The following is a 1273-nucleotide window of genomic DNA, read 5'->3' as shown; positions in this document are numbered from 1 at the left end:
ATCAAACCAATAATGGTGCAGGTGTAAATGGTTATAATATCCATAGCTTATCAGGTATTTATGACTTTGTAGGTTTGGGTAATGGTCAGTATGTAGCTAATGTTAACTTAGCTGAATTAAGTGGTAAAACATTAGCTAAATCTATGGTGTATTCTTCTAGATTAAGAAATATTAATATCTCTAATATGTTAAGAGATTTAAATACTAAAAACTTCCAAACAGAATTCTCTCAAGTATTAGATATGGAATTGTCTAAAAAAGGAGAAGCTTATGGTAATGATGCTGATTTATTAGCTGAATTAGAAGATATATTTATTCCTAATAAAAATCCAAAAGCAAGTAATCATTCTTTCTTACTTCCTTATTATAATCACTCTTCTATTAAGATAGGAAAGAGTGTAGGACAATTAAGTGTTAACACTACAGGTTTAATGGGAGGATCTTTTAAAGAATTACCAAAAGATTATGGTATTATAGGTTTTTATCTAGGTTATGAAGATTCTTCTAAAGAACAAGCTACTCAAAGACTTAAATTTGATGATAAAACTTATTATGGTGGTTTAACTTATTATGGAGTAATAGCAAGAAATGGTATAGATCAATACTATATTAGTGCTAATACTAAATTAGACTATACTAAAACAGATATAGAAAAAACTTATAAAAATATTCCATCTAGTATAAAAAGTGATGCTAAGGTATATGGTTATGGTGCTGAAGTAAAATTAGGTGCTAATTATTATAATACTTTAGATATAGCTAGAATATCTCCAGAAATAGGTTTAAGCTATTATGGTATGAGTAATAAAAACTTTGCTCTAAGACATATAGATGGATTAAAAGAGCATTATATGGCAGAACAATTTAATTTCTTTGATGCAATAGCAGCTGTGAAATTATATAAGCCTTTAAGTGATAAATTAAGAACTAATATTACTATAGGTAGTGTAGTAAATTTATACAATGATGCAAAAGGAAGTTTAAAACTAGGTCCAAATGAAATTAGTACAGATATAGATACTTCTAAGTATTATGGATTTGGACAATTAGGTCTTTCTTATGCTATAGCTGATAATGCTGATTTATCATTAAATTATGCAGGTGCATTTACATTTGATAATACCACTTCACATACTATGTTTTTAAAACTAGGTTTATGGTGGTAAGATTATTCTCACACTAACTATTTATTAGTTAGTGTGAATAAACAATTTAACTGCCCAGAGTTTGCTTAAAACAACAAAATAAAGTTAAAGAAAAAATATCAATATAA

The 1273-nt window shown here is 27.1% G+C and carries 1 protein-coding gene; it reads left to right on the top strand.

The features are described from left to right. Nucleotides 1-1166, top strand: a 1166-nt coding sequence (locus L8V77_RS07620; RefSeq protein ID WP_263707395.1) for an autotransporter outer membrane beta-barrel domain-containing protein, incomplete at its 5' end; no start/stop codon positions are given. Nucleotides 1167-1273 lie beyond the last annotated feature (107 nt).

The organism is Campylobacter sp. IFREMER_LSEM_CL2127, from assembly GCF_025771745.1.
Lineage (GTDB): Bacteria > Campylobacterota > Campylobacteria > Campylobacterales > Campylobacteraceae > Campylobacter_D.
Note: the sequence above shows the minus strand (reverse complement) of the source record. Positions and strands in the feature narration are given on the sequence as shown.